The sequence below is a fragment of the Bacillus sp. SG20033 genome, from assembly GCF_044570195.1.
Classification (GTDB): domain Bacteria; phylum Bacillota; class Bacilli; order Bacillales; family Bacillaceae; genus Bacillus; species Bacillus subtilis.
Map to the genome: position 1 here is coordinate 3816563 of NZ_CP172606.1, position 25562 is coordinate 3842124.

The 25562-nt window shown below is 44.5% G+C and carries 32 protein-coding genes and 1 pseudogene; 8 read left to right on the plus strand and 25 right to left on the minus strand.

Annotation, left to right across the window (positions count from 1 at the left end; all coding sequences use genetic code 11):
• Positions 1 to 6: 6 nt before the first annotated feature.
• The 4 genes from pucI to ACFVP7_RS20035 form a co-directional block, all read right to left on the minus strand.
• A complete protein-coding gene (gene pucI / locus ACFVP7_RS20020; protein WP_198878441.1) occupies positions 7 to 1479 on the minus strand; it encodes an allantoin permease in 1473 nt (490 codons plus the stop codon).
• A gap of 180 nt (positions 1480 to 1659) precedes the next feature.
• Positions 1660 to 3018, minus strand: a complete 1359-nt coding sequence (locus ACFVP7_RS20025; protein ID WP_396583274.1) for an MFS transporter — start codon at positions 3016 to 3018, stop codon at positions 1660 to 1662.
• Complete coding sequence (locus tag ACFVP7_RS20030; protein WP_003227761.1) at positions 3018 to 3587, minus strand: hydrolase; 570 nt, start codon at positions 3585 to 3587, stop codon at positions 3018 to 3020. The genes ACFVP7_RS20025 and ACFVP7_RS20030 overlap by 1 nt, the downstream gene beginning before the upstream one ends.
• 183 nt (positions 3588 to 3770) lie before the next feature.
• The gene (locus ACFVP7_RS20035) at positions 3771 to 4235 is read right to left on the minus strand and encodes a hypothetical protein (RefSeq protein WP_396582783.1); all 465 of its coding nucleotides are present in this window, start codon (positions 4233 to 4235) and stop codon (positions 3771 to 3773) included.
• Positions 4236 to 4516: 281 nt separating this feature from the next.
• On the opposite strand from ACFVP7_RS20035, the gene amtB reads away from it, so the two are divergent.
• The 3 genes from amtB (at position 4517) to bcrC (ending at position 6854) form a co-directional block, all read left to right on the plus strand.
• Complete coding sequence (amtB, locus tag ACFVP7_RS20040; RefSeq protein WP_003227757.1) at positions 4517 to 5731, plus strand: ammonium transporter AmtB; 1215 nt, start codon at positions 4517 to 4519, stop codon at positions 5729 to 5731.
• An 11-nt stretch (positions 5732 to 5742) separates the two neighbouring features.
• Entirely contained in the window at positions 5743 to 6093 is a 351-nt protein-coding gene (locus tag ACFVP7_RS20045) for a P-II family nitrogen regulator (RefSeq protein WP_161619160.1), read from the plus strand.
• Between the two features lie 179 nt (positions 6094 to 6272).
• Positions 6273 to 6854, plus strand: coding sequence for an undecaprenyl-diphosphate phosphatase BcrC (gene bcrC, locus ACFVP7_RS20050; RefSeq protein ID WP_015714854.1), 582 nt, complete (start codon positions 6273 to 6275; stop codon positions 6852 to 6854).
• Between the two features lie 40 nt (positions 6855 to 6894).
• Here bcrC and ACFVP7_RS20055 read toward each other — a convergent pair whose 3' ends face one another.
• The gene (locus ACFVP7_RS20055) at positions 6895 to 7317 is read right to left on the minus strand and encodes a VanZ family protein (protein WP_003227753.1); all 423 of its coding nucleotides are present in this window, start codon (positions 7315 to 7317) and stop codon (positions 6895 to 6897) included.
• 110 nt (positions 7318 to 7427) lie between these two features.
• On the minus strand, positions 7428 to 8300 hold the full coding sequence (gene spoIIQ, locus ACFVP7_RS20060) for a stage II sporulation protein spoIIQ (RefSeq protein WP_021480797.1): 873 nt from the start codon (positions 8298 to 8300) through the stop codon (positions 7428 to 7430).
• A gap of 140 nt (positions 8301 to 8440) precedes the next feature.
• Here spoIIQ and ACFVP7_RS20065 point away from each other — a divergent pair, with 140 nt between their 5' ends.
• The 3 genes from ACFVP7_RS20065 (at position 8441) to ACFVP7_RS20075 (ending at position 9737) form a co-directional block, all read left to right on the plus strand.
• Complete coding sequence (locus tag ACFVP7_RS20065; RefSeq protein ID WP_133954625.1) at positions 8441 to 8932, plus strand: GNAT family N-acetyltransferase; 492 nt, start codon at positions 8441 to 8443, stop codon at positions 8930 to 8932.
• Positions 8929 to 9447, plus strand: a complete 519-nt coding sequence (locus ACFVP7_RS20070) for a DUF5362 family protein (protein WP_144500493.1) — start codon at positions 8929 to 8931, stop codon at positions 9445 to 9447. The genes ACFVP7_RS20065 and ACFVP7_RS20070 overlap by 4 nt, the downstream gene beginning before the upstream one ends.
• 158 nt (positions 9448 to 9605) lie before the next feature.
• The gene (locus ACFVP7_RS20075) at positions 9606 to 9737 is read left to right on the plus strand and encodes a hypothetical protein (RefSeq protein WP_396583275.1); all 132 of its coding nucleotides are present in this window, start codon (positions 9606 to 9608) and stop codon (positions 9735 to 9737) included.
• Here ACFVP7_RS20075 and ACFVP7_RS20080 read toward each other — a convergent pair.
• A complete protein-coding gene (locus ACFVP7_RS20080; RefSeq protein WP_015251026.1) occupies positions 9734 to 10168 on the minus strand; it encodes a YwnF family protein in 435 nt (144 codons plus the stop codon). The genes ACFVP7_RS20075 and ACFVP7_RS20080 overlap by 4 nt on opposite strands.
• A 242-nt stretch (positions 10169 to 10410) precedes the next feature.
• On the opposite strand from ACFVP7_RS20080, the gene cls reads away from it, so the two are divergent.
• Positions 10411 to 11859 carry a cardiolipin synthase gene (gene cls / locus ACFVP7_RS20085; protein ID WP_003243311.1) on the plus strand — a complete coding sequence of 483 codons (1449 nt, stop codon included), beginning with the start codon at positions 10411 to 10413 and terminating at the stop codon, positions 11857 to 11859.
• Between the two features lie 20 nt (positions 11860 to 11879).
• Here the strand turns inward: cls and mta are convergent, their stop codons facing one another.
• Positions 11880 to 12653 (minus strand): transcriptional activator Mta, encoded by a 774-nt coding sequence (gene mta, locus ACFVP7_RS20090; RefSeq protein ID WP_015483809.1) that lies wholly within the window; start codon positions 12651 to 12653, stop codon positions 11880 to 11882.
• A gap of 144 nt (positions 12654 to 12797) precedes the next feature.
• Here mta and ACFVP7_RS20095 point away from each other — a divergent pair, with 144 nt between their 5' ends.
• A complete protein-coding gene (locus ACFVP7_RS20095) occupies positions 12798 to 13181 on the plus strand; it encodes a DUF5362 family protein (RefSeq protein ID WP_014478231.1) in 384 nt (127 codons plus the stop codon).
• Positions 13182 to 13215: 34 nt separating this feature from the next.
• Here the strand turns inward: ACFVP7_RS20095 and ACFVP7_RS20100 are convergent, their stop codons facing one another.
• From ACFVP7_RS20100 to spoIID, 17 genes and pseudogenes are all read right to left on the minus strand, one after another.
• A complete protein-coding gene (locus ACFVP7_RS20100) occupies positions 13216 to 13857 on the minus strand; it encodes an NAD(P)-dependent oxidoreductase (RefSeq protein WP_014478232.1) in 642 nt (213 codons plus the stop codon).
• Positions 13858 to 13924: 67 nt separating this feature from the next.
• Positions 13925 to 14326: an Rrf2 family transcriptional regulator gene (locus ACFVP7_RS20105; protein WP_003227734.1), complete on the minus strand. Its 402-nt coding sequence runs from the start codon at positions 14324 to 14326 to the stop codon at positions 13925 to 13927.
• A gap of 134 nt (positions 14327 to 14460) precedes the next feature.
• The gene (gene ureC / locus ACFVP7_RS20110; RefSeq protein WP_086344415.1) at positions 14461 to 16170 is read right to left on the minus strand and encodes an urease subunit alpha; all 1710 of its coding nucleotides are present in this window, start codon (positions 16168 to 16170) and stop codon (positions 14461 to 14463) included.
• A complete protein-coding gene (gene ureB, locus ACFVP7_RS20115; RefSeq protein ID WP_015251023.1) occupies positions 16167 to 16541 on the minus strand; it encodes an urease subunit beta in 375 nt (124 codons plus the stop codon). Before ureB ends, ureC begins: the two co-directional genes overlap by 4 nt.
• The gene (gene ureA, locus ACFVP7_RS20120) at positions 16538 to 16855 is read right to left on the minus strand and encodes an urease subunit gamma (protein ID WP_003227724.1); all 318 of its coding nucleotides are present in this window, start codon (positions 16853 to 16855) and stop codon (positions 16538 to 16540) included. The genes ureB and ureA overlap by 4 nt, the downstream gene beginning before the upstream one ends.
• A 194-nt stretch (positions 16856 to 17049) precedes the next feature.
• Positions 17050 to 17208 carry a hypothetical protein gene (locus tag ACFVP7_RS20125; RefSeq protein WP_124059325.1) on the minus strand — a complete coding sequence of 53 codons (159 nt, stop codon included), beginning with the start codon at positions 17206 to 17208 and terminating at the stop codon, positions 17050 to 17052.
• Positions 17209 to 17473: 265 nt separating this feature from the next.
• Positions 17474 to 17686 (minus strand): annotated as a pseudogene (locus ACFVP7_RS20130) (urea ABC transporter substrate-binding protein); the annotation flags it as partial.
• Between the two features lie 212 nt (positions 17687 to 17898).
• Positions 17899 to 18087, minus strand: coding sequence for a stress response protein CsbD (gene csbD / locus ACFVP7_RS20135; RefSeq protein WP_003227718.1), 189 nt, complete (start codon positions 18085 to 18087; stop codon positions 17899 to 17901).
• A 72-nt stretch (positions 18088 to 18159) separates the two neighbouring features.
• Entirely contained in the window at positions 18160 to 18639 is a 480-nt protein-coding gene (locus ACFVP7_RS20140) for a hypothetical protein (protein WP_003244390.1), read from the minus strand.
• A 155-nt stretch (positions 18640 to 18794) separates the two neighbouring features.
• Positions 18795 to 19928 carry a response regulator aspartate phosphatase RapB gene (gene rapB / locus ACFVP7_RS20145; RefSeq protein WP_256683041.1) on the minus strand — a complete coding sequence of 378 codons (1134 nt, stop codon included), beginning with the start codon at positions 19926 to 19928 and terminating at the stop codon, positions 18795 to 18797.
• A 191-nt stretch (positions 19929 to 20119) separates the two neighbouring features.
• Positions 20120 to 21145 carry a GTP 3',8-cyclase MoaA gene (gene moaA, locus ACFVP7_RS20150; protein WP_015483814.1) on the minus strand — a complete coding sequence of 342 codons (1026 nt, stop codon included), beginning with the start codon at positions 21143 to 21145 and terminating at the stop codon, positions 20120 to 20122.
• A gap of 15 nt (positions 21146 to 21160) precedes the next feature.
• A complete protein-coding gene (gene fdhD / locus ACFVP7_RS20155; RefSeq protein ID WP_327825978.1) occupies positions 21161 to 21949 on the minus strand; it encodes a formate dehydrogenase accessory sulfurtransferase FdhD in 789 nt (262 codons plus the stop codon).
• A 245-nt stretch (positions 21950 to 22194) separates the two neighbouring features.
• Positions 22195 to 22356 carry a hypothetical protein gene (locus tag ACFVP7_RS20160; RefSeq protein WP_003227706.1) on the minus strand — a complete coding sequence of 54 codons (162 nt, stop codon included), beginning with the start codon at positions 22354 to 22356 and terminating at the stop codon, positions 22195 to 22197.
• A gap of 94 nt (positions 22357 to 22450) precedes the next feature.
• On the minus strand, positions 22451 to 23125 hold the full coding sequence (locus ACFVP7_RS20165; RefSeq protein WP_003243553.1) for a VWA domain-containing protein: 675 nt from the start codon (positions 23123 to 23125) through the stop codon (positions 22451 to 22453).
• 52 nt (positions 23126 to 23177) lie between these two features.
• A complete protein-coding gene (locus tag ACFVP7_RS20170) occupies positions 23178 to 23318 on the minus strand; it encodes a hypothetical protein (protein ID WP_014478246.1) in 141 nt (46 codons plus the stop codon).
• Positions 23319 to 23448: 130 nt separating this feature from the next.
• The gene (locus tag ACFVP7_RS20175) at positions 23449 to 24132 is read right to left on the minus strand and encodes a VWA domain-containing protein (protein ID WP_338731330.1); all 684 of its coding nucleotides are present in this window, start codon (positions 24130 to 24132) and stop codon (positions 23449 to 23451) included.
• Between the two features lie 385 nt (positions 24133 to 24517).
• A complete protein-coding gene (spoIID, locus tag ACFVP7_RS20180) occupies positions 24518 to 25549 on the minus strand; it encodes a stage II sporulation protein D (RefSeq protein ID WP_029318715.1) in 1032 nt (343 codons plus the stop codon).
• Between the last annotated feature and the right edge of the window lie 13 nt (positions 25550 to 25562).

Here is a 25562-nt window from a genome sequence, read left to right on the forward strand (position 1 = left end):
TAGATCTTATTCAGCCTGGCTGACCTGCGCATGTTCAACCGTTTCAATTGCCAATGATGCAGGCGGGTGAACACGCATCAGAACAATGTAGAAAAGAAAGGAAATCAGCACACCTACAAACCAAGAAATATCGTATAAGCTCTTCAATGCAGGAACATACATGCCAATCAGCGAAATCAGCGCTCCTAACATTGTGGCTGCAAACGCACGGTAATTGTAGCCCTTCCAATACACATACCGTCCTGTTTCGGAATACAGGTCATCTACCGAGAGCTCACATTTGCGAATGATAAAATAGTCGGCCATCATCACGCCTGCCACCGGTCCAAGCATGCCGCCTATTAAGCCAAGAAACGCATACACGCTTGTCGCGCTCTCCATCAGCTTCCACGGAACCGTAAATAAAGCGAGCAACGCTGTGATAAAGCTGCCACGTTTGAAATTGATATATTTCGGCAGGGCATTCGCTATATCATAAGCGGGCGATACGATGTTCGCCGCGACATTTACAGAGATCGTGGCGATGCAGAGCGTGATCACGGACAAGACGATGACATAAGGGTTATCAAATCGCGCCAAAATATCGACAACATCCCAAATCGGCTCTCCGAACGCGACCTGCGAGCCGGAGGTCACCGTAATACTTGCGAATGCGAACAGCGCAAACGTTCCCGGTAAACCGTAAAATTGTCCTTTGATCTGCTCTTTTTGTGTTTCAGCAAAGCGTGTAAAATCAGGTATATTTAAGATCAATGTCGCCCAGATGCCGATGATGCCAGTAACTCCGGCAGCAAACGGCCAGAATGTTTCTGAAAACGTATGAAACTTTCCTGGTTGAGAGTATATCGGGCCCAATCCTCCGGCAATATCAACGGCCCACCATACCATGCCGCCAAATACCAGATACACTAAAGGCCCTGCCCACACCTCAAAACGTTTAATCGACTCCATGCCGTGATGCAATACGAGTAAATGAATAGCCCAAAAGAATACAAAGGAAAGCAAACCGGACAAGTGAATGCCGAGAATGTTCCACTCGCCGCCAATTTCTCCCCAGCCTGGCCACATATTCAAAAGCAAAATGTTCAGTGCCGTGCTACCCGCAAAGGTCTGGATGCCAAGCCACATGATAGCTGTAAACGCCCTTAGAAGCGCGGGGATATTCGCGCCGTATATCCCGTAAGAAGCCCGAATGATCACTGGAAACGGCAGCCCGTATTTTGTCCCCGCATGGCCGTTTAAGGCAAGAGCGCCAAATAGGATAAGTGATGCCGTAATAATGATCGCCAGCACCTGCCAAGGCGAAAGGCCGATCGCAATTAATCCTCCCACGGTCGCGTAGGTCGGTATGTTATGTATACATCCCATCCAAATGGAGGCAAAGTTCATTGCTTTCCACGTCCGTTTTTCCTGTCCCAAAGGCACCAGATCTTCATTGCTCAGCCTGTTGGATTGCTGCTGACTCTCTTTTAATTTCATAGCCGGCTCCCCTTTCCATATTGTCTATATGTCGTCACACGTTATGTTTTTTGACATTAGATGTCACTTAATATAACTGAAGAGTCAGACAATAACACTGGCTATGATATACAATTTTCCCGTTTGTATTTGAACAGCTTAAACAAGAAAAAGAGACAGACCTCAGAGCCCGTCTCTTTCTTAAGATGCAGTTTTCATTAATGCAGCAAATCTCACAGCCATTAACAGGCTTGCTCCGCCCGCTATAATCATAATGATTCCCATCATATCAAAATGGGCTGCCGTGATTTCTTTACCAAAAAGAATGCCAAGGATCACCGAAGACAAAATCGATCCTAGGTAACGGCAGGTTTGAAACAGGCCTGAAGTCGTTCCTACCATGTTGGAAGGACTCGTTTCCAGTATCGCTGCCTGAAGCGCGACATTGCCCAGTCCGTAGCCTATACCCAAGAGCGACAGAATGAGGCCTTTACCGATGGTCTGGACATTGATAAAAAAGATGGTTAAGAGCACGGCTCCAGCCGTCATCAAAAGCGCTCCCGCAAAGATCGGCTTGACGACACCAGATCGGTCGATCCATTTGCCGGTTAGAGGTGACACAACGATGCTCATTCCAGACATAAACAGCATAAACAGGCCGCTCGTTTGAACAGAAAGATGCATTTCATCCTGAAAGTAACTTGGCAAACCAAAAAATAAACAATAGAAGAAAACATTCAATAAAATAAACTGAACATACACGGCTGACAGGTTTCGCTGTGTTTTAAACAGACGGACATCAATAAACGGCTTATCCGTTTTCAGCTCGCGCCAGACAAACGCACAGAGCAGAAGCAAGCCAAGCACACCTTCAACCGCATGCGGCGACGTGCTGAACGACAGCAAAAAGGATAGAAGGAAAATGATTCCCCCGGCAAATAAAACAATTCCAAGAATATCGAGCTGCCGAATAATGGTTTTGATTCCTGCCCCTTTTTTCTGATCTTTCGGGAACATATACAGGCCCAATAAGAAGCTGAGGATAATAAACGGCAAATTAACGATAAAGATCGCCGGCCAGCCTCCCCATACAATCAAAAACCCGCCGACTGTCGGCCCCAGCGCCGTCATGGCGGACGCAAAAATAGAGAGTACAGCCAAGGCTGAAGCTTGGCGCTCATGAATATGATTCCGAATCAAGCCGACACCTGACGGATAAATCGCACTGCTCCCCACCGATTGAAACAGCCGCATGACCAATAATGTCATAAACGTCGGCGCAAACGGCGCTCCGATGGCAGAAACCGCAACAAGAATAAGCCCGAATAAAAACAAGCGTTTCCGCCCAATCAAATCACCGAGCTTTCCCGTTACGGGCTGCGCTACGGCACTCGCCAAGTAAAACGAGGAAATCAGCCAGGAAACCGTTGTAAACGAGAGGCGAAACTCATGCTGGATGCTATGGAGCGCAAGAGAGATCATAGACGAGTTCAGCGGATTCAGCATTGTTCCCGAAGCCACCGCTGTTAAAAAAACAGCCCGGCTTTTTTTCGATAACATCATTTCACTTGTTCCAGAAACTCTTCCGTTGTCCGCGATTTACCGATTCTCGGGAAAATAAAGCGCAGTGTGGCTTCATGCTCTTCATCGCTAAATGTGGACATGGCATCTGTAATAAAAATCTGCTGATAGCCAAGCTGAAATGCCTCCCGTGCTGTGCTTTCCACCCCGATATTCGTTGCGATGCCGCACAATACAATCGTATCAATGCCGCGACGTCTCAGCTGCAAGTCTAAATCTGTGCCAAAAAAAGCACCCCATTGCCGTTTTGTCACAGTATAATCGCCATCCTGCACACCGATTTCCGGAACAAATTCGGCCCAGTCCGCCGGCATTTCCCCTGAACCTCCCTGCGCAGGCTCATCCGTTTGCGGCTTCAGGGCGTCCGCTCCATCATGAAAGGCTACATTTACAAAGCTGATGAACCCGTTATGTTTCCGAAATTCATCTACGAGCTTTTTCGCGTTCGGGACAACCTGGCCGCTTTGATCAATCGGCACAATCCCCTTTTGTAAATCAATGATAACCAATGCTGTTTTTTGAAAATCAATGTTGAGTGTATTCATCATACGTCTCCTCCTGATACTGTTAGTGTTTCTCACATTGCATATTTTACTCTTCACACTGCCTAAGTTCTTTTATGATGCTTGTGAAATTCTCAGAAGGAGCGTTTTCTCATGATTTTTCTTTTATGTAGTAGTAACAGGTTGTGCATACGAACAAACCGGCAAGCACAGTAATCATAAGGGGCGTCATCGCTTCATCACCTGCCTGCTGTCTATCGGTTCCTGCCTGAAAATGCCCATGAATTTGCGGCGGTCCATCCAAAGCAGGAGAAGACACATAACCATTAATATCGTGCTAAGATCCTGCACGCCAATATCAAAACAATAGTTAATCAAGACGATGTTCAAAATAATGGGCATAAAAATAACCGCCCCTAATGCAGCCGTTCGCGGAATCAGTAATAAAACAGCTGCCAGGATTTCACCAAAACCTATAAACAGTTCATAGACATGAGAATAACCGAAAAATGTCCACGCGATCGTAAACCCCTTCCCGGCAGCCGCCTCGATTTCAGGCGTCACCTCGCCAAACTGGCCAATTACCACTTTCGCCAGACCGTACACGAAAAAATTAAAGGCTAAAAACAATCGGAACGTCGCGGGAATCGACTTGCGTACCGCTTTCCTCAGCCTGCCGCCTTTATTCATCATACATCCCCCTCAGTGTATTATTTGATATAGTACACTTAATACAGTATATAGTATTCTAATTAATGTCAATTCCCTTTTCAGCTCATATGAATAGCTTCTTTTATAGATACAAAGTCTTATATCGTAAAAAATGTCGTTCTCCTTTCTTTCCGTCCCTCGATAACATTCCTTAAAAACCATGTCAGGAAATCTTACATGAAAATGTTTTATCATTCTTTTTTCTCTATAATGAAGAAATATAATAATTGCTTTTTATTCTGAAAGATACGGAGGAATGAGACATGCAAATGGGCGATACAGTTTTTATGTTCTTTTGCGCTTTACTCGTGTGGCTGATGACCCCGGGATTAGCGTTATTTTATGGAGGAATGGTAAAGAGCAAAAATGTGCTGAGCACTGCCATGCACAGTTTCTCTTCCATTGCCATCGTTTCCATCGTTTGGGTGCTGTTCGGATATACACTTGCCTTCGCACCAGGCAATTCAATCATCGGCGGGCTGGAGTGGGCCGGCCTCAAAGGGGTCGGATTTGATCCGGGAGATTACAGCGATACCATCCCCCACTCGTTATTTATGATGTTCCAAATGACGTTCGCCGTTCTGACTACAGCGATTATTTCCGGGGCCTTCGCAGAGCGGATGCGATTCGGCGCTTTTCTTTTATTCTCGGTTTTATGGGCCTCTTTGGTTTACACACCCGTAGCGCACTGGGTATGGGGCGGCGGCTGGATCGGCCAGCTTGGAGCGCTCGATTTTGCTGGCGGCAATGTTGTTCATATTTCCTCCGGTGTGGCAGGACTTGTTCTTGCCATTGTGCTCGGCAAACGGAAAGACGGTACAGCGTCTTCTCCGCATAACCTCATTTACACCTTCTTAGGAGGAGCTTTGATTTGGTTCGGCTGGTTCGGCTTTAACGTCGGCAGCGCTTTGACTTTAGATGGTGTAGCCATGTACGCGTTCATCAACACAAACACCGCGGCTGCAGCCGGGATCGCCGGCTGGATCTTAGTAGAATGGATCATTAACAAAAAACCGACAATGCTCGGAGCGGTATCTGGCGCAATCGCCGGGCTTGTCGCCATTACGCCGGCTGCCGGATTTGTCACACCGTTCGCTTCTATTATTATCGGCATCATCGGCGGGGCAGTTTGTTTCTGGGGAGTATTCTCGCTTAAAAAGAAATTCGGATACGACGACGCGCTTGACGCCTTTGGCCTGCACGGGATCGGCGGCACATGGGGCGGAATCGCAACAGGATTATTCGCAACAACTTCTGTTAACTCAGCGGGCGCAGATGGGTTATTTTACGGTGATGCAAGCTTAATCTGGAAACAAATCGTCGCCATCGCTGCCACTTATGTTTTTGTATTTATTGTCACTTTCGTTATTATTAAAATTGTAAGCCTCTTCCTTCCCCTTCGCGCAACTGAAGAAGAAGAGTCACTTGGGCTTGACTTAACGATGCACGGGGAAAAAGCATATCAAGATTCTATGTGAGGAGTGACGCTATGAGCGGTCAAATGTTCAAGGTAGAAATTGTAACGCGTCCGGCAAATTTTGAAAAGCTGAAGCAGGAACTCGGAAAAATCGGAGTGACCTCTCTGACTTTCTCCAATGTACACGGCTGCGGCCTTCAAAAAGCACATACGGAGCTCTATCGAGGGGTAAAAATAGAAAGCAATGTATACGAGCGTTTAAAAATAGAAATTGTGGTCAGCAAGGTTCCTGTTGATCAAGTGACAGAGACCGCTAAAAGGGTGCTGAAAACGGGATCACCAGGTGACGGTAAAATATTTGTCTATGAAATCAGCAATACGATCAACATCCGCACAGGCGAAGAAGGACCTAAAGCACTTTAATATCGGTACGAGATTCGGACACTCCGGATCTCTTTTTTGTGCACAGAATCCCCCCAGAAACCGCGATTCCTCTTCGAATTCTCTTCAAGCGCCGTTATTTCAGACAATCTCTATTTTTATTTGAAACTTTTCATGAGTAAGATTAGTCTACTAAATATAAAAATGTAAAAGGTGATTATTTGAACTACGAAATTTTTAAAGCAATCCATGGACTATCTCATCACAATTCAGTTCTCGATTCCATTATGGTCTTCATCACGGAATATGCCATTGTCGCCTATGCCCTTATCCTATTGGCAATCTGGCTGTTTGGGAACACACAAAGCAGAAAACATGTGCTATACGCAGGCATCACAGGAATTGCAGGCCTTGTGATCAACTATTTGATTACGCTTGTTTATTTCGAACCGCGCCCGTTCGTTGCGCATACAGTGCATACACTGATTCCGCATGCTGCGGATGCTTCATTTCCAAGTGACCATACGACAGGTGCATTAGCGATTTCTATTGCGATGCTTTTCAGAAACCGCAAAATCGGCTGGCCGCTTGTCATTTTTGGGCTTTTGACAGGCTTTTCGAGAATTTGGGTGGGACATCACTATCCGGTAGATGTATTGGGCAGCCTCGTTGTCGCCATCATTATCGGGTTCCTTTTCTTTAGATTTTCAGATCTGCTTCGCCCGTTCGTCGATTTGATCGTGAGGATCTATGAAGCCATCATCAATAAACTGACGAAAAAACCAACCGATCAAAATTTCTAAGAAAGACAAAAGCCGGCGTCTGAAATCAAGACAGCCGGCTTTAATATTTCTCATACATCTCTTGTTTTCTTCGCTTCGCCAACACATATAAACCATAAAACAACCCAATTCCAACAGCATCGATGAGCACATCCCGGATACAACCATTCCTGCTGAAGAAGAGCTGAAGAACTTCTGTGAAAAAAGCAAACGCAAATGAGCCGGCTGCAGCTGATCTTATGCTGCCCCGCTGTTTCCACAGCAAATATGTCAGCACAAAGAAGGAAAACGCGTGTCCGATTTTTTGAATAAACGCTTCAGGTACAGTAAGCTCAGTAAAATCCATAACTAAAAATTGAGACAGATCAGGGTGCGGCTGAAAATGAAAAGCCACCGTTTGCGATACGACCATGCCGCTGAAGCTTTCCGTACAGACAGAAAGCAGGATAAAAAAGATCCAGCCTGCGAGCAATAGGCGGTTCATGACATAACCTCCTTTATAACGTACGTGCCTACATGTAACAACATAGACGGTAAAACAAAGCAAAAAGTAACAGAAAAAAACGCCCATCACAAGGATAGACGTTTTCTTCATTAAGACTGTTCAGTGTCTTCTGTTGTGCTGCTTTCTTTAGAACCAGATTTGTCAGTTGAATCATCCTTTTTCTCACCGGATTTTTCTTCTGTTCCTTTTTCAGTTGATCCGTCCTTTTTCTCGGAAGATTGCTGAATGGATTCTTCTGTTTCTTGGGTGGCAGCTTTTTCTTCAGCAGCTGCTGCTTTTTCAATAGAAGAAACTGGTTTGTCCATAAAGTTTAACGGATTCATTGCGACCCCATCTTTACGGATTTCAAAGTGCACGTGGTTTCCGCTGTCTTCACTGTAAAGGTTCTTGCCAGATTTTCCGATCACTTGATTTTGTTTTATTTTGTCACCTTGCTCAACGCTTACTTCGGAAAGAGATTGATACACAGTCGATAAACCGTCGGCATGTTCTACTTCCACAACATATCCCAGCACTGGATCTTTTTCAGCTTTAACAACCGTACCGCTCAGAGAAGCAGAGACATCGAAATCTTTTCCGTCTTTCTCAGCTAAGTCAATTCCTTTGCTTAGGCTGTACGTGTTATTATAGGTAACGAGTGCTGCTTCTTTCTCTTCTTTTGCGGCATCGGTTTCATAGAACTTTTTCACAACAGAAACGTTTTCAGAATCAACAACCGGCATTGCGACATTTTCCATTGACTTTCCTACTTCAACTGCATCGTCGTTGTTGTCATATGCGGAGTTTCCGCCGTTATCAGCCAACTGATCCTTTACCTCATCATTTGATACTGATTGATACCAAAGGACAGCTGTTAAAATGACGGCCGCACTGACTAAGTAAATTGCAGGGAACACCCAGCGTTTACGAAAAAACTGCTGAAGTTTTTTGACTTGAGAAGTTTTCTTTTCTTCCTCTCTCATTGTTTCATCACCTCAGCAACATTCTGAACACTTTTCTGAAAATATATACAACCTATCCAAAAAAACTTTTTTAGATGTAGTTTGCACAGACTGAACGAAAATATGTATTTTTTTGAGAGGAGTGCCAAAAACGTATGAACATGACATTGCGCCTTGCTGAACATAAAGACTTGGAGGCTGTTGTGGCGATTTATAATTCAACGATTGCTTCTCGAATGGTAACAGCCGATACCGAACCGGTAACTCCTGAAGACCGGATGGAATGGTTTTCGGGACATACAGAGGCACGTCCGCTCTATGTGGCCGAGGATGAAAACGGAAACGTCGCTGCCTGGATCAGCTTTGAAACATTTTATGGAAGGCCAGCCTATAATAAAACAGCGGAGGTCAGCATATACATTGACGAAGCATGCCGCGGCAAAGGTGTTGGATCATATTTGCTTCAAGAAGCGCTCCGCATTGCCCCGGATCTTGGCATTCGCTCACTTATGGCCTTCATTTTCGGGCATAATAAACCAAGCCTGAAGCTGTTTGAAAAGCACGGGTTTGCAGAATGGGGACTATTCCCCGGCATCGCCGAAATGGACGGAAAAAGATACGATTTAAAAATTTTAGGGAGAGAGCTTTCATGATTAGTCTGGATAAAGATGAAAACGAAATTGAAAATCATAATGAAGAAAATAGCCTCGTTGAAGAGGAGACTGCACCTGTTGAACAGGAGACCCGCCAGCTGAGCGCCTCTGCTGTCAAGTCGCTATCCGACATTGCCAAGTGGGGCAAAATTTCTGGCATCTTGTTAATCATTATGGGATCGCTTGTCACTCTGTCTGTTTTGATGACAGTGATTGGCGCCATCCCGGGCGTGCTGCTCATTATATCAGGCGTATTTTTGATGCGCTCAGCAAAAGCAGCCGCGGAAGCCGAAGGAAATCTAGCCGGCAGCGCTGGCGAAAGCATGCTTGAAAATTACGGGACATTTATAAAAATGCAGCTGTTTTATGCAGCATCCAGTATCGTTACTGTCCTGATCGGGATCATTGTAGCCATTTTCGTGCTGGTGGTAATCGGCATTGCTGCTTTTGAGAACACGCCTTCGTATGATGATCCGGATTCTTATTATTATGAGGATGATCCGGTGTTTGAATAATGATGAGACAGGACAGGGCATGAGTTCCATATAAACGGAACCATGCCTATTTTATTTGACTATTCAAAGCAGGCCGGCGTAAACACCAAATCCTGAAGCAAGCATACAATAGACATCTCTAGTAGAAGAAATCAACAAAGCAACGCTGTTACCCAGAAATAAATAACAAAAAAACGGATGAAGTCGGAATCAATCCGAAACCGCGCTTTTTATTTCGGGTGTCTGCATGCAAAAAAACACACCCGGATCGTCTGGAAAATCCCAGAAATCCGGGTGCATCTCTTCTTTAATACATTTTTTTGCGTCTGTCTTCCTCAGTCAAAAATTCAACAAAACTCCGCATCGCAAAAGGCTCTTCCTTTATTTGTCGTGCGTAGGAGCTTTTCCGCTCTTCTGAAAGGATTTCGCTCTTTTTGATCCTGTTCAGCATATAGATGTGAACCGTTTTTTGGATTTGTTTATGCTGATAGCCTGCCTCTTTAAAAAATGCGAGCCCGAGCGCCGCCAAAATGGCGAATATGCCTGCGCTGATCAGGGACTCCCTGTCAGCTGAAGCATGAAATAGAAAAGCAGCTAAATTAAAGAGAGAGAATGCAGCAAGCGGAATAGCAAGAAAACGGTAAATGACGGTTTTTTTCATGAAAGGCTGTACGGCCTTTTGAATTTTTTGCATTTCTGTTTTGATGAACCCCGGCATTTGTTCGACTCTGTAAAAGTTCATATAATCCTCCCCCTTTATTTGATGTTTCAAGCTTCACGAACGTTATCATATGTGTTTATTTTAACGCAGGTGCAAGCTGGTTTTAAAGAAATCTGCCCGTATTTTTCACGAAGAATCTGGATCGCCGCTCTTTATTCTTTTAAAATGTGAGTGTTATAATTTGTAATGGGAATCAGATCACTGTTATTCATGGAATACTAATGGCAATCTTCTTGATAAATATGAATGAGCGGGGTTACAAAGTGAGTATTTCTTCCATCCTTTTATCACTTTTTTTCATTTTAAATATTCTTTTGGCCATCATTGTCATCTTCAAAGAACGGCGCGATGCCAGTGCATCTTGGGCGTGGCTGCTTGTTCTTTTCTTTATTCCCGTTTTAGGCTTTATTTTATACTTATTATTCGGCCATAATCTCAGACGCAAGCATTTGTTTCAATGGGAAGACCGGAAAAAGATTGGAATTGAAAGGCTGCTGAAGCATCAGCTTGAAGATTTAGAAACCAAGCAATTCCAGTTTAACAACCGGGCAACCTTTGATAACAAAGATTTAATTTATATGCTGATTATGAATAACCATGCTGTGTTTACAGAGGATAATTCAGTTGACGTCATTACAGATGGACGGGATAAATTTCAGCGGCTGCTGAGTGACATTTCAAAGGCTAAGGATCATATCCATTTACAGTATTATATTTATAAAGGCGATGAATTAGGCAAAAAATTGCGGGACGCTCTCATCCAAAAGGCAAAAGAAGGTGTTCAGGTCAGAGTGCTTTATGATGAACTCGGGTCTAGAACGCTGAGAAAAAAGTTTTTTAAAGAGCTTCGCGAGGCTGGCGGGCATGTGGAGGTCTTTTTCCCGTCAAAGCTCAGGCCGATTAACCTGCGGCTGAATTACCGGAACCATCGAAAGCTTGTGATCATAGACGGTATGACCGGTTATGTCGGAGGCTTTAACGTCGGAGATGAGTATCTAGGGCTTAATCCAAAATTCGGTTATTGGCGGGATACGCATATCCGGCTGCAAGGAACGGCCGTGCACGCCATCCAAACACGGTTCATCCTTGACTGGAACCAAGCTTCTCATCACCATACGCTGACATATATTCCAAATCACTTTCCTGATTACGGCCCAAAAGGCAACGTCGGGATGCAGATTGTCACAAGCGGCCCTGATTCGGAATGGGAACAAATTAAAAATGGCTACATCAAAATGATTTCAAACGCCAAGCGTTCCATTTTGATACAAACACCTTATTTTATCCCAGATGCAAGCCTGCTGGATGCTTTAAGGATCGCTTGCCTTTCGGGCATTGACGTTAACATTATGATTCCGAACAAGCCCGATCACGCCTTTGTATACTGGGCGACACTTTCGTATATCGGCGATCTGCTGAAAGCCGGAGCCACTGTCTATATTTACGATAACGGCTTTATTCACGCGAAAACCATCGTGGTGGATGACGAAATCGCGTCAGTCGGCACAGCCAACATTGATGTCCGAAGCTTCAGGCTGAATTTTGAGGTTAATGCATTTATATACGATATCACCATTGCTAAAAAACTGGTTTCAACTTTTAAAGAAGATTTGCTAGTATCCAGAAAATTCACCTATGAGGAGTATCTGCAGCGCCCGTTGTGGATTCGAATAAAAGAATCCGTCTCGCGGCTGTTGTCGCCGATCTTATAAGATGCGAAAACCCCCGGCCTTTACGGCCGGGGGTTTTCCTGATGGTCACAGTAAATGATGATCGCCTCCCGCAAAAAAGCGGCAAGACCTTCTCCATATTGATTGATTGAATCGGTAAATCGCTCGTCAGTGATATACACTTCCCCGAGTCCTCTGAAAATGTCGAGTGTGCAATCGTAATGATATTGGCAAATATGATCGCGAAATGCCCCCACTGCGGCCTGAACCTCTGCATCATCGGGCCCATGCTTCATTCGCGCCGCAATTCGTCTGTAAATCGAATCAAATTCAGCCATGATCGTGCGCCAATCATCTGCCGAGTATGCAGATGTCCTTTTCTCTGTTTCTTCTGCGATTTCCTTTCCATACAGCTTTCTGACTTCATCAGCGTATGTCTGCTGGTGCTCTTCAATGTCTTTCATACTTAATCCGGCAAATAAATCCCTCTTATTCATCGTTTCCCCTCCATCAACGGACAAAAGCGTCCTGTCAATTGTTTGAATCATCTCATCCATTCTTTGTTTTTTCTTCATCAATATCTCCTTTTGCGACTGAAGTGCCGCTTTCCGGTCAAAATTCGGATGATCCAGCATCTCTTTAATTTCATCCAAACGAAACCCGATTTCCTTGAAAAATAAAATCTGTTGCAGTCTTTCCAGGTCTGCGTCACTGTACAAACGATACCCAGCATCAGTAAGCGCTGAAGGATTCAGAAGCTCAATATTGTCATAGTGATGAAGCGTCCGAATGCTAACACCTGATATCTCCGCCACTTGTTTAACTTGATATTTCATACATAACACCTCCTCTTTTTTATCGTAAACAATCACGCAACGTTAGGGTCAATCCCCAAAATGTTATTTTCTATATACAAAACTTCTCACAAATAGTGTATAAAAGAAAAGTGAGTATTTTTTTGTAAAGGGGAGCCAGTATACATGAATCCTGAAACAATGAACAAAACCCTCATCAGCATTTCGAAATGGGGAAAAGCTACAGGCATTTTATTTATTATTATGGGCGCAATTACCGCGCTTTCAGGCGCGTTCATTTTTCTAATCGGTGCCGTGCCAGGCGTACTGCAAATTATTTCCGGTATCTTTTTGATGAGGTCAGCTAGGGAAGCAGGCCAAATGGCTGAACACAATAGCGGACAGTCTGAAGACTTAATGCTGGAGAATTACGCGAAATTCGTAAAGATGCAAGGGATTTATTTGATCGTAAGCATTGCTGTATCCATTCTTGCGATTATCGCCTTCTTCATCTTTTTAATGCTTGGGATTGCTGATGGCCTTTTCAGCGATACGTACAGCACTTATTAATGAGAAAAACCCGGAGCTGGCTCCGGGTTTTTTATTATTCCGCTTCGCTTACCACTGTGAAGCGTTCATTTTTGTGTTCGGGATGTTCAAGCTCGTCCAACACGGCAATGGCATAATCTGCATAGCTGATATAGCTGTCGCCTTTTGCATTTACGATGACATTGTCTTTTCCTTTTTGGTAAGAGCCAGTCCGTTTTCCTGCTGGATCAAAAAATGCCGCAGGACTGAGGAACGTCCAGGAAATGGAGTCTGTCTGCTGCAAATCTTTCAGGTTCTCGCCTTGATTTGATGCGGTTGGCAAATATTCTTTCGGAAATTCCGGCGTATCCATTAAACGGGTTGTTTTGGCTTCATCAACAAACAGGCTTCCCGCTCCGCCAACAACAAGCAATCTTGTGTGCTTCGCGTCCTTTAAAATGCTGATGAGTGCTCTTCCTGCTTCAACATGAAGATGTTCTTGGCCGGGTGCTGCTCCAAAAGCGTTTACGACCGCGTCGAAAGGCTTGATGTCTTCCGCAGTCAGTTCAAACACATCTTTTTCCAAAATCGCTACGTCTTGCTCCTGCACTTTTGAAGCGTTTCTGACGATGGCTGTCACTTCATGGCCTCTTGTTTTCGCTTCTTTCAAAATCTCGTTTCCCGCTTTCCCGCTTGCGCCTATAATACCAATTTTCATTTTTCATTTCCTCCTCATTTGTAACGATTTTAGTTACATGTTAGCGGTGAGAAGTCATCCCTTTTGATTAAAAGAGATGATTCATAACATCTTTTAATGACTTGCTCGCCAGTTCATTTTCCATCGCTCTTTGCACACTTTCAAACGTTTCATCCAGAGCGTTCTGAATTTTTTTCCCTACCGGACATTTCGGATTCGGGTTTTCATGAACCGCAAAGAGTTCTTCCTGCTTTTGGACAGCCCGGTACACTTCTAAAAGAGAAATATCAGCAGGATCTTTTTTGAGGCTTGCACCCGGCACCCCGGCGCGTGATGTGAGAATATCAGCTTTTTTCAGCAGGCTGATCATTCTTCGCACAACTACCGGATTCGTGTTGACACTGTCAGCAATGATTTCTGAAGATGTTTTTTCATCCATCGAGATGAGGGATAAAATATGAATGGCAACAGCAAGACGGCTGTTAATCATGTTTTTTCACCACCGTTGTAACTATAATAGTTACATTTGATTCGTTTGTCAACATCTAATATACACTAAATACATGGGTTTTGTGCACCGTTTTTAGTCAATAGAACGGCCGGATGCACTCCGGCCGCGTCTTATCAGAATAAGAAATATCTTTGTCCAAGGGGGACATAATCGACAGGCTGGCAAGACAATTCCTCCCCGTCAGCAAAGACCTGATAGGTTTTTGGATCAATCTCAATCTTCGGCAAAGCCGAATTCAGCTTCATATCCAGCTTGCTCAGCTTTCTGATATTTTTGACTGGAGAAATCCTTTTTTCCAGCCCTAAGCTTTCCGCCACACCACGCTCTATGCTTGCCTGAGACATAAATGTAATCGAGGTTGAGCGGTTGGCTTTTCCGTAAGACGCATACATTTGGCGCATGAAAACCGGTTCAGGAGTCGGGATGGACGCGTTCGGATCTCCCATTTGCGCACGTGCAATCATGCCGCCCTTTAAGACCAGTTCCGGTTTTACGCCGAAAAATACCGGGTCCCACAGAACGAGATCAGCAAGCTTCCCTTTTTCCACCGAGCCGACTTCATGGCTGAGCCCGTGCGTAATTGCCGGATTAATCGTGTATTTGGCAATGTACCGTTTTGCGCGCACATTGTCATTTCCGTTTTCGCCGGCAAGAGCGCCGCGCTGTTTTTTCATTTTATCGGCTACCTGCCATGTTCGGATGATCACTTCACCGACCCGCCCCATCGCTTGGGAATCCGATGATGTCATGCTGATCGCACCGATATCATGGAGAATATCCTCCGCGGCAATCGTCGCAGCCCTGATTCTGGAATGGCTGAACGCCACATCTTCAGGCACTTTCGCATCTAAATGGTGGCAGACCATCATCATGTCAAGATGCTCATCCATCGTATTAACGGTATAAGGAATGGTTGGCGTTGTAGATGACGGCAGAATGTTCGCATAAGAAGCGAGCCTCATAATATCCGGGGCATGGCCGCCGCCTGCACCTTCAATGTGATAAGTATGAATGACCCGGTCCCCGATCGCGTCGAGCGTGTTTTCCAAAAAGCCCGCTTCGTTAATCGTATCGGTATGGATGGCAACTTGAATATCAGCCTCGTCCACGACTTCCATACACGTTTTAATGGCGCTTGGCGTCGTGCCCCAGTCTTCATGAAGCTTAAGGCCGATGGCGCCTGCTTCCACCTGCTCGATCAGCGGCGCTTTATCGGATGCATTCCCTTTCCCTAAGAAGCCGACATTGATCGGAAACTCCTCGGCCGCTTCCAGCATCCTTGCCATATACCACGCGCCGGATGTACATGTTGTCGCTTTGCTGCCTGTTGCGGGTCCTGTTCCGCCTCCCAAAAGGGTTGTCACACCTGAAGAAAGCGCAACTTCCATCTGCTGAGGACAAATAAAATGAATGTGCGTGTCCACTCCCCCGGCTGTTAAAATTTTGCCTTCACCGGAAATCACCTCTGTCCCCGCTCCGATGACCATGTGCGGATCGACTCCATCCATGATATCAGGATTTCCGCTTTTTCCGACACCGACAATCCGGCCGTCTTTCACACCGACATCCGCTTTGACAATGCCTGTGTAATCCAATAGCACGACGTTGGTGATAACCAAATCCAAAGCGCCGTCCTTCCCTGTGATTCTGCCGTTTTGGCCCATGCCGTCGCGGATTGTTTTTCCGCCGCCAAAGATCATTTCTTCACCGTATACTGTGAAATCCTTTTCGACTTCGATCCATAAATCCGTGTCGCCCAATCTGATTTTATCGCCCGTTGTCGGGCCAAACAGTTCCGCATATTCCTCCCGTGACATTTTCATCGGATTACACCCTCCATCCAGCCGGCTTGTTTTAAGTTGGCCAACGTTTTTTCTTTGCCGCGTTCATCGATAAACGTGTCGGCCATTCCGTTCAGCCCTTTAATTGTCTTGCGTCCTCTGATTTCCACTAGTGAGACCGTTTTCTGCTCTCCCGGCTCAAAACGGACCGACGTGCCTGATGGAACATCAAGACGCATGCCTATCGCCAGTTCACGGTCAAATAATAAAGCCCCGTTGGCCTCCGCAAAATGAAAATGCGAACCGACTTGAATGGAGCGTGATCCGGTGTTTTTTACCGTTACCTCCCGTATCTCACGGCCTTCATTAATCGTAATGGTTCCCTCAGCAATTTGAAATGCTCCCGGCTTCATGACTTCACCTCCGCAGAAATTGGCTGATGTACCGTAACAAGCTTTACTCCATCCGGAAATGTGGCCTCCACCTGAATGCTGTCCAGCATCTCAGGCACACCTTCCATCACATCTTTTTCCGTTAATACATGGCGGCCGGCTTCCATCAGCTCTGCTACTCCCTTCCCATCACGTGCGCCTTCCATAATAAAGCAGGTGATATAAGCAGCAGCCTCAGGATAGTTCAACAGAACGCCCCGCGCCTTTCGCTGTTTGGCTAATTCCCCCGCTGCAAAAATGAGCAATTTTTCTTGTTCAACCGGTGTCAGTTTCATCTGTAATCCTCCTTCTTTTGTCATATAAAGCGGATGCGGTTACTACGAATTTGTGGAGCATGCAGGCGGGACATCACCTCCCTTTCTTCGAGAATGGGGGTCATACGGTAGGGTGCCTTTCAAATCGGCATGCCGTTTCTTCATCAGCCTTGCCATGGTCAACAACCGTTCCCCTGTCGATTACAGAAAGATAGTCAGCACAGATTAACGCGTTTTCCAGACTGCGCTCGACTAAGATAACAAATGTCTTTTTTTCTGGAAATTTCTATAATAACTTGTCTGACTAGTTCGACAATTAAAATCTGAATTCCTTCCAATTGTTCATTAAGTAAAATATTTTTCGGATTTACCATCAGCGCTCTGGCGATTGCAAGCTGCTACTGAGACCGCCTTTTCGTTTTGAACAAACGTTTGATTAAAACAAATAGCCCCCCTGTTTAGCCGGAAGCAGGCCTATGAAGTGGATTGGCCGACTCCATTTCGGCCTAATACAGCGACAATCTGCCCCGGGTGAACCTCCATGCTGAGGCTGTGCTAAACCATCGATTGATCATAACCAGACGTTACATTTCTGATGGCAGCCCGTTGTTTTGCTCCGCAACCGGAAGCATGGCATGGAGGCCAGTCTGAGGCGCCGTCCTCCACGATACCGAGAACCCGATTATTGCCATTAACTCCGCATCATAGACGGACACTTCGCTGATCGCCACCGTTCGGCTTAACGAGTGAAGAATCCCGACCTTCACTGAATCCCGCTTGTGTCGATATTAACTGTTTTTTCGCACTCCCGCTGGCTTCCGGCACTTTCTTCGGTGCAGTACATTCCGTCATCAAAACCCCTTTGTTTGATTTCTCCAAATGATGTTATAAAACTTTACAACTTATGTCATTATTATATAGAAGAGGCCTATTAATTCAAAGAATATTTAAAAAATTTAGTTACCTTGACCAAATCAGCTTCTTTTTTTGTTATATTTATTCACATCAGAAAAAGCGAACAAAAAAAGACAAGAAACATTTCGTTTCCTGCCTCTTCCGTACGATTAATCTTTATCTGAAAATTTATCCTTGGCTTTCCCGATATCCTTTTGGATTTCGCCTTTTGCCTTATCTTTTTTGCCTTCAGCCTGCATGTCCGTTCTGTCAGCCATATCTCCGACTTTATCCTTCACTTCTCCTTTGGCTTTATTGAAGCCGCCCTTCATTTTGTCTTTTACACTATCGTTACCCATGTTAATTCTCCCCTCTCAATTATGTGTGTACTTGTTACCTTCCCGATCTGAGAGGCAATAAACATTCTAATGTTATTTATCGATTTCGTAGCGCTCTCCGTAACGGAGCACCTTGTATATCGCCAGCCCGTCTGATGACTTTTTCTCCGAATATCGGACCGGCAGCAGGGCAAAAAACACATAATACGTAGAAAAATAGACAAACTGATAGAAAAACACATTCGGCTTTAATACACTGTGTATAATCAGCAGATTGATTGCAAAAATCGTGATGAGGTTAAACAAGCAGCCCCCTGCATACACGAGTGCATTTGAGAATCGATTGTCAATTTTCAACTCCCCGTACCGGCAAAAAGAATCGATAAAATAAATCGTTCTGAACCGTATGGGTCCAATTTTAAGCAGCGTTTTTCCCATGCCTATATCCAACGATCCCTTTCCGCCAAAAATAAAAGCCATAAAGCTGTGCCCTGAAACATGTATAATCTGTACAAGCGGCAGAACAATGAGGAAAGACCACAGAAACTTCACCATATCATTAAAACCAAACATTGAATTCCCCCTCACATGCATATCTGCATCCCAAAACGGCTTTTGTTCAAAAAACAGTGCTGTAGCGATTTTTCCTGTTCTCCCCGGAAATAAACGTTCCGATGCTCCCCTTTTTTTGCATAAAAAAAAACCATCTGCCAGCAGATGGTTTTGTCTCATACTTCATATAAACAATCGTTCCTTTGAATCATCTCTCTCATGCTGACCGCTTTTTCATAAAAATACACCGCTTCTTTATATTGTTCGCGATGACTGAAATAGGAGGCAGCATCTAAAGCAAATTCTTCAATATATACATACAGGCCCTTTTCTTCCATATAATCAAATACTTCTTGAATCATATTCAAATTGACAGATTCCACATATAATGCCTGCAGAAATTTATATTTTGCCAGACTGAAGAAGTCGTTTCGTTTTTGGGCAATGGCAATCCCTTTTTCATAGTACCGCATCGCGGCTTCGCTATCTTGTTTTTTGAAAAGAACGCGAGTCAGGCTGAAGAGCGCTTTTGGAAGCTGTTCCAGCTGATAATCCTCGAAGACAGGAAGCGCTTTTTCAAAGTATTCGGCGGCCTGATCCAGCTCCCCCTTGTCATCATAGCAATTCCCGATATTATAAAGGGCTGATCCGATCAAACGGGGCTGTCCTTCCAATAAAGCAAGGCGATACGCGTCATCTAAATGTTCAAGCGCTTTTTCATAATTTCTGTAGTCAATGTAGTTTCCTGATATGACGAAATGGCATTGAATTCTTCTGACTCTATAAAAATCGTGAGCCTTATACGTCTCCAGCGCCTGTACAGCGTGGTTCATGGAAAAGTGCGTCTGCTTCATAATATAAAAGACTTCCGCCACTTTAAAATGAAATTCCGCTCTTTCAATTTCATCTTCTACAAACGCAAGCATCTTCTCAGCTTTCCGATAAAAGGATATAGCCGAGATGTAATTGTTCTGTTCAAATTCGTACATTCCTCTAAACAAGTGAAAATAATACTCAGATAATCCGGAGATGCTGTCCTGATTGCTTTCCAGCGTTTTGATCAATTCACGATATTGAAGCTGAGATTCCTCGTGCAGGTCAGGCTTTACATAATCCAGCATAATTTGGTGCCGGTAGCTGATCAGCTGATAATACAGGAGAAGCAGCTGATCCTCTTCCATCTGTTCTATATCTAGATCAATTTCTTCCTTCAGCTTTACGGCATCAGCCACTTGAAATGCTAAAATGTGCTTATACCACTTATTGATTTTCACTCCTACTTGAGATGACGGGATCTCGTACGCGGCCATGCCCCTCCAACCCTTTCTATTTTCTAATTGGTTATATTTTATCATAATGTATGGCTTTGGAATTAAATTTTCTTACAATGATTCCTTCTTTATGCCTATCCTTATATATTTCGGTTTTTATACGTATTTTTTGCACTCGGATTCTAATAAAAAAGCTTACCGGACAGTGCCGATAAGCTTTTGACTTCAAATTAACCGCCAATATAAGACATTTCCACTTTCTTTTTGCCAGATGCTTTTGATAGCGTACGATCGACTGAATACTGATCAATCCGATTTTTCCATACTGTCCCGATCATTTCTGATAGTTCGTCATCACTTAATTCCTGGCGAACCGGAGCTCTGAGGTCAAATCCGCTTGAAGCGAATAAGCAGGTAAACAGCTCTCCTCTCGCAGAAAGACGGGCTCTGTTGCAAGATCCGCAGAACGCATCAGATACAGATGATATGACGCCGATTTCTCCGGAGCCGTCCAAGTAGCGGAATCTGGAAGCCACTTCGCCTATATAATTAGGCGCTATCGGCTCAACCGGCATGTGTTCATTGATCAAATCTATGATTTCCGCCTTTGTCATGACGTCTTTCTTTTCCCATTGGTTGGTGTTGCCTACGTCCATAAATTCAATGAATCTCAGGATATGCCCTTTTTCTTTAAAATAACGGGCCATAGGCAGTATATCTTTTTCATTGACGCCCTTTTGAACGACCATATTGATTTTAACACCGAGCCCTGCTTGCTTCGCCGCTTCAATGCCTTCCAGCACCTTGCTGACAGAAACGCCACGCCCGTTTATCTTCTTAAAACGCTCGTCTTCTAAAGAATCAAGGCTGATCGTAACCCTTTTCAACCCAGCCTCCTTGAGCCTCTTTGCATAAACAGGCAGCAGTGATCCGTTTGTCGTCATCGCGATGTCACGAATACCCGGTATGCGGGCCAGTTTTTTGATTAACTCCGGCATATCCTTTCTCATGAGGGGCTCTCCGCCGGTCAGGCGGATTTTTTCAACGCCAAATCTTGTGACAAACAATGTCGCAAGCCGTTCCAGCTCCTCAAATGAAAGCAGCTCCTCTTTCTTTAAAAAAGGATAATCCGGGCCGAATAATTCGGCGGGCATACAGTACGTGCATCGGAAGTTGCAGCGGTCTGTAACAGAAATGCGAAGGTCTCTCAGCGGTCTGTTTCTTTTATCCAACATCTGACGCGACTCTGTAATCATAGCTACAGCCCCTTCCTATCCCCTGATTCTCTCAGGGTGTGTATATACATTAAATGATCCGTTTCTGACAAATCCAATCGCTGTGATATTCAATTCTTCAGCCATTTGAATCGCAAGCTCCGTCGGGGCCGATTTGGAAATGACAATCGACACGCCGATTTTGGCCGCTTTTAACAGGACCTCTGATGAGATTCTGCCGCTGAACACAATCAGTTTGTCGCGTACGGACATACCGTTTAGAAGGCAGTGTCCGTATAGTTTATCAAGTGCGTTGTGCCGACCGATATCTGTGCGCATCAACAGAAGCTTCTCTGTGTCGCAAAGCGCCGCATTATGGACGCCTCCCGTATCCTGAAACGTCCCGCTCCCTTGCTGCATGTCTTTCATAAGCGCCAAACATGCCTCAGGCGATATCTTGATTTGGCTGACAGCCGTCTTGGCTGTTTTGACATCCTGCTGAAAATAAAAATGACGGCCCTTTCCGCAGCATGAGCCGATCACCCGTTTCGTATAATCCTTTTGATCCAATGTCTCAGGGTGAACGAGGTCGACATATACAAAACCGAGACCTTCATCTATTGTAAGCCTTTTAATTTCTTTTTGAAATCGTATAACACCCTCTGATGCGAGAAATCCGATGACAAGCTCTTCGATATGCTCAGGCGTACAAACGAGCGTCACAAATTCACTGCCATTCAGTATCACTGTCAAAGGGAATTCCGTCACCATCCGGTCTTCTACTTTGCTTATTTCCCCTTGTTCATAGCGCCATACATCCCTGACCGCAGTTACTTTATCGTTCAATGTCTCTTCCCCTCCGCAATGTTCCTGCCTTTATATTTTTTCACACTCCTCGGATTTTGTCGAATTCTGAGACACAAAAAGAGCCCTCTATATAAAGGGCTTTCACAGGATGTGATGACGGCGGTGTTTAGGCAGGACGCCTAAGCATTTAGCCGCCGTTCCTTTTATAACACGTGAGCACCAATGTGCATTGACAACGAACGCGGGGTTTGTCGACACGCTGAGACACTTCTGTATAAAGGACTCTATGTTTGATTATGCTGATTCTTTTTCAGAACCGTAAACAGCACAATAGCTGCGATCAAGGTGAGAATGCTGACAAAAAAGAAGGCTGCCAGTTTTAGAAGAACACCAAGCAATATAAATGCAACGGTGGCTATAAGAAAAATCATTCCGAATAATTTCATATGTTCAACCCCTTTTTAGGGTATCATTCCCGCCCAAACTGTTTTTAAACCAATAAAAAAAGGCGCCTGGGGGAGCGCCTGATCTTTAGGTTCCTTACTCAGTAAATTTTTGTGCTTCTTTTTCCCAAGCCTGTTCGAACTCATCCGCACTGTTCGCTGAAATATATTCTCCGCCGCCAGCGACAGCTGCTTGTTTCATCTCTTCATTACCCTTGACATCAAAGTTGAAGCCAATGATGTTTACAATCGTATCCACATTTGATGCACGGAGCTTTTCGATTTCTGCCGCAGGGTCTCCGCCGCACGTTTCTTCACCGTCAGTGATTAAATACACCACGTTTTTCCCGTCTGCGTCAAATGCTTCAAATTCTTTTCTTGTATCTGCAAGTGCTTTGGCAATCGGTGTCCATCCAGTCGGCTTGAGCTCACTCAATGAATTGTCAAACAGAGACCCTTCATATGGATGAAGGCCGTAAATGGTTTCCGTCGTACTGCACGAAAGGGCTTTACCGGACAGTTTATTGTTCCCTGCATGCCCGAAAACGCGAAGCATAAGATTTGTATCCTTCGGAAGAAGTTCGGCAAAAGATTTTACTGATTTTTTGGCAATGTCTATTTTGCGCTCTCCTCCTGTTTTTTGAACCATGCTTCCGCTTCCGTCAAACAAAACAGCTACATTTGTATCAGCCTGTTTCTCAGCGGCAAAAGACGGGGAGGCAATGGAAACAGTCAACAATCCAATGATACCGGCAGCCAGCAATTTTTTCATATGATTACTTCCTTTCTTTTTCATATTTTCCAACTATATGTTGGATTCTTCTTTATGCTAGAATACGAAAATGCAAAAAGATATAGGACATGCTGCCTTTTGTGCTGCTTTCACGATCTGTCCAAAATCGCTTGAAATGCCGTTCATTTTTAGCCATTTCCGCCCAGAAAGCATAAACAGATTGTGTGATCATTCATTCTTTTTTCGCCTTGATTATGACAGAAAAACGGAAATCTGCTACTATGCTACAGGCAGACAGCTAATTAGTTTTGAAGTTTTTGTTACATACAAAAAGAGGCTGACCATCACCAGCCTCTTTTTTCTTATTTAGATAACATTAGTGATTGCTGAGTGAAAATTTTCTCAACATCTTTTTGGGTATAAGCCGGGAAGTATTCACCGCCGCCTACTTTCGCAATTGCGTTCAGCTGGCCTTTGTATCCCTCTTTATAATCAAAGCCGATCACATTAACAGTGATATTGTCTTTTTGCAGTTCCTTTGCTGTTTTAATCGGGTTTCCTCCGCACGTTTCCTCACCGTCTGTCAGCAGATACACCACTTTTTCCCCTTTTGCATCAAGCTGGTCAAAAGAAGATTTCGCCTCGTTCAGCGCTTTGGCAATTGGCGTCCAGCCAGTCGGCCCAATTGTATTGAGAGAATTGAGGAAGCTTTGCTCATTAAAGCTTTGGAAGCCGTATACGTTGCGAATGGTTTCACATGACTGAACTTTTCCGGAATTTTTATTGTTTCCTTCAGAGCCAAACACGCTCATTTTCACCTGAGTTCCTTCTGGCAATGAGCTCGCAAACTTTGAAATTTCTTTTTTGGCTGAATTAAATTTAGATACACCATCTATTCTTTTCGCCATACTTCCGCTGGCATCAAGCAAGACCGCCACGTTCGCCGGCGCTTTAGCCTCCGTTTCTGTCTTTTCAGCTGCAAAAGCAGGTGAAGTTAATCCAAAAAGCAATCCTGTCATCATGATCAGTGAAAATCTTTTCTTCATGTTCGTACCCCTTTACCAATTTGTTTCTGCGTGCAGATGTTCAACGCTGAACATAATCTATCGTAATCAACAAAAACCGAGAAATAAATAGGGCGGGCTTCCCCATTGCTGTTGTTTACTTTTGCATAGAAACCTATGTTTTTATTAGTGATTTCCACCTAACGCCCCTATGAAAAGAGAAGATTGTCCGCCTTTCGGCTTTCGTTATATGAGTCTGTCGAAGTCTGTCGACAAATGTGGATGACTTTACCACAATCTCAAAGCCTGAAATCAGGAAAAAAGGACTGATCCTTAAAGACGGTCAGAAGCTCCTCTAAACCGTTTCAGCTGCTCTTAGATAAAAGATATTCAGGAACAGAAAAAGACGCCCAATGAGCGTCTTTTTCTACTTTTTCGCCATATATTTATTCAAAAACGAATCTGCCTCAGAAATTTGTGTGCCTTGGTAATAGTACTTTACAATGTCATCAACCGTTTTGCCTTCTTTGGCCATAAAATTCGCTCCGTATTGGCTCATCCCCACACCGTGGCCAAATCCTCTCGTCGTGACTGTAATTGTGTCTCCATTTCGCTTCCATTCAAAATCGGCGGAGTTGAGACCCAGCTTTTCACGTATGTCTCTTCCTTTCAGCGTCTTGCCGTTAATGACGGCAGTTGCAACCTGGTGGCCCGGTGTCTCGCCGGTAATCTTCCCTACTGCGCTAGATCCATCCAGCTTGACGCCAAGCTTTTGCTGAAATTCTGCCGCTGTAAAGGTTTTCGTTGCCTTATATTTCGGAGACTTTTTATCCCATGGGCTTTTGACGCTTTTTAAATATGGGATAGCACTTGTCCAATAAGCTTCTGCATTCTCTGTGTAGCCGTTGCTTGTGGAGAAAAAGGATGCTTCAATCGGCTGGTTGTTGTACGTTAAGATTTTGCCTTGCGTACTGGCTACCGCAGCTGTGATTTTCTTCAGTTTTGTCTCATAGCTTGTGCCCCACTGTTTTTTCAGCTCCGCTTTGTTTTTATACACCTGGAACATCTGTGTATCATCCACCAGTGAGCCTTTAGGAGCCTCAACCGCTGAATTTGACACCATCAGTCTGACAATAAATGTTCTGGCGGCGAGAGCCTGGGCTTTCAATGCTTCAGATTCAAAGGTTGCCGGCATTTCGGAGGCGACGACTCCAATCACATACTCTTCAAGCGGAATGTCTTCTACGGATTGATTTGCGGTTCGATAGACGGGAATAGAAACAGGTGATGCTTTCAATGTTTCTGCTCCTTTCGATGCTGGTTTCGTGCTGACTGCTGTCTTTTCTGATTCTACGCTGGCCCCTGCTTCCTTATTATGCTGGAATGGTATAACCAAGAGTGTGGGAACCAAGAGAATCAATGCACATAGTACGGATAGTGTGATTGCGAATTGTTTCATATTCAGCTGCCTC

What these genes read in the sequence shown, in the direction of transcription:
- pucI (WP_198878441.1), bottom strand. Translation starts at nt 1,479, where the DNA reads ATGAAATTAAAAGAGAGTCAGCAGCAATCCAACAGGCTGAGCAATGAA.
- ACFVP7_RS20025 (WP_396583274.1), bottom strand. Translation starts at nt 3,018, where the DNA reads ATGTTATCGAAAAAAAGCCGGGCTGTTTTTTTAACAGCGGTGGCTTCG.
- ACFVP7_RS20030 (WP_003227761.1), bottom strand. Translation starts at nt 3,587, where the DNA reads ATGATGAATACACTCAACATTGATTTTCAAAAAACAGCATTGGTTATC.
- ACFVP7_RS20035 (WP_396582783.1), bottom strand. Translation starts at nt 4,235, where the DNA reads ATGATGAATAAAGGCGGCAGGCTGAGGAAAGCGGTACGCAAGTCGATT.
- amtB (WP_003227757.1), top strand. Translation starts at nt 4,517, where the DNA reads ATGCAAATGGGCGATACAGTTTTTATGTTCTTTTGCGCTTTACTCGTG.
- ACFVP7_RS20045 (WP_161619160.1), top strand. Translation starts at nt 5,743, where the DNA reads ATGAGCGGTCAAATGTTCAAGGTAGAAATTGTAACGCGTCCGGCAAAT.
- ACFVP7_RS20055 (WP_003227753.1), bottom strand. Translation starts at nt 7,317, where the DNA reads ATGAACCGCCTATTGCTCGCAGGCTGGATCTTTTTTATCCTGCTTTCT.
- spoIIQ (WP_021480797.1), bottom strand. Translation starts at nt 8,300, where the DNA reads ATGAGAGAGGAAGAAAAGAAAACTTCTCAAGTCAAAAAACTTCAGCAG.
- ACFVP7_RS20065 (WP_133954625.1), top strand. Translation starts at nt 8,441, where the DNA reads ATGACATTGCGCCTTGCTGAACATAAAGACTTGGAGGCTGTTGTGGCG.
- ACFVP7_RS20070 (WP_144500493.1), top strand. Translation starts at nt 8,929, where the DNA reads ATGATTAGTCTGGATAAAGATGAAAACGAAATTGAAAATCATAATGAA.
- ACFVP7_RS20080 (WP_015251026.1), bottom strand. Translation starts at nt 10,168, where the DNA reads ATGAACTTTTACAGAGTCGAACAAATGCCGGGGTTCATCAAAACAGAA.
- mta (WP_015483809.1), bottom strand. Translation starts at nt 12,653, where the DNA reads ATGAAATATCAAGTTAAACAAGTGGCGGAGATATCAGGTGTTAGCATT.
- ACFVP7_RS20095 (WP_014478231.1), top strand. Translation starts at nt 12,798, where the DNA reads ATGAATCCTGAAACAATGAACAAAACCCTCATCAGCATTTCGAAATGG.
- ACFVP7_RS20100 (WP_014478232.1), bottom strand. Translation starts at nt 13,857, where the DNA reads ATGAAAATTGGTATTATAGGCGCAAGCGGGAAAGCGGGAAACGAGATT.
- ACFVP7_RS20105 (WP_003227734.1), bottom strand. Translation starts at nt 14,326, where the DNA reads ATGATTAACAGCCGTCTTGCTGTTGCCATTCATATTTTATCCCTCATC.
- ureC (WP_086344415.1), bottom strand. Translation starts at nt 16,170, where the DNA reads ATGAAAATGTCACGGGAGGAATATGCGGAACTGTTTGGCCCGACAACG.
- ureB (WP_015251023.1), bottom strand. Translation starts at nt 16,541, where the DNA reads ATGAAGCCGGGAGCATTTCAAATTGCTGAGGGAACCATTACGATTAAT.
- ureA (WP_003227724.1), bottom strand. Translation starts at nt 16,855, where the DNA reads ATGAAACTGACACCGGTTGAACAAGAAAAATTGCTCATTTTTGCAGCG.
- ACFVP7_RS20125 (WP_124059325.1), bottom strand. Translation starts at nt 17,208, where the DNA reads ATGGTAAATCCGAAAAATATTTTACTTAATGAACAATTGGAAGGAATT.
- csbD (WP_003227718.1), bottom strand. Translation starts at nt 18,087, where the DNA reads ATGGGTAACGATAGTGTAAAAGACAAAATGAAGGGCGGCTTCAATAAA.
- ACFVP7_RS20140 (WP_003244390.1), bottom strand. Translation starts at nt 18,639, where the DNA reads ATGTTTGGTTTTAATGATATGGTGAAGTTTCTGTGGTCTTTCCTCATT.
- rapB (WP_256683041.1), bottom strand. Translation starts at nt 19,928, where the DNA reads ATGGCCGCGTACGAGATCCCGTCATCTCAAGTAGGAGTGAAAATCAAT.
- moaA (WP_015483814.1), bottom strand. Translation starts at nt 21,145, where the DNA reads ATGATTACAGAGTCGCGTCAGATGTTGGATAAAAGAAACAGACCGCTG.
- ACFVP7_RS20160 (WP_003227706.1), bottom strand. Translation starts at nt 22,356, where the DNA reads ATGAAATTATTCGGAATGATTTTTCTTATAGCCACCGTTGCATTTATA.
- ACFVP7_RS20165 (WP_003243553.1), bottom strand. Translation starts at nt 23,125, where the DNA reads ATGAAAAAATTGCTGGCTGCCGGTATCATTGGATTGTTGACTGTTTCC.
- ACFVP7_RS20170 (WP_014478246.1), bottom strand. Translation starts at nt 23,318, where the DNA reads ATGATCACACAATCTGTTTATGCTTTCTGGGCGGAAATGGCTAAAAAT.
- ACFVP7_RS20175 (WP_338731330.1), bottom strand. Translation starts at nt 24,132, where the DNA reads ATGAAGAAAAGATTTTCACTGATCATGATGACAGGATTGCTTTTTGGA.
- spoIID (WP_029318715.1), bottom strand. Translation starts at nt 25,549, where the DNA reads ATGAAACAATTCGCAATCACACTATCCGTACTATGTGCATTGATTCTC.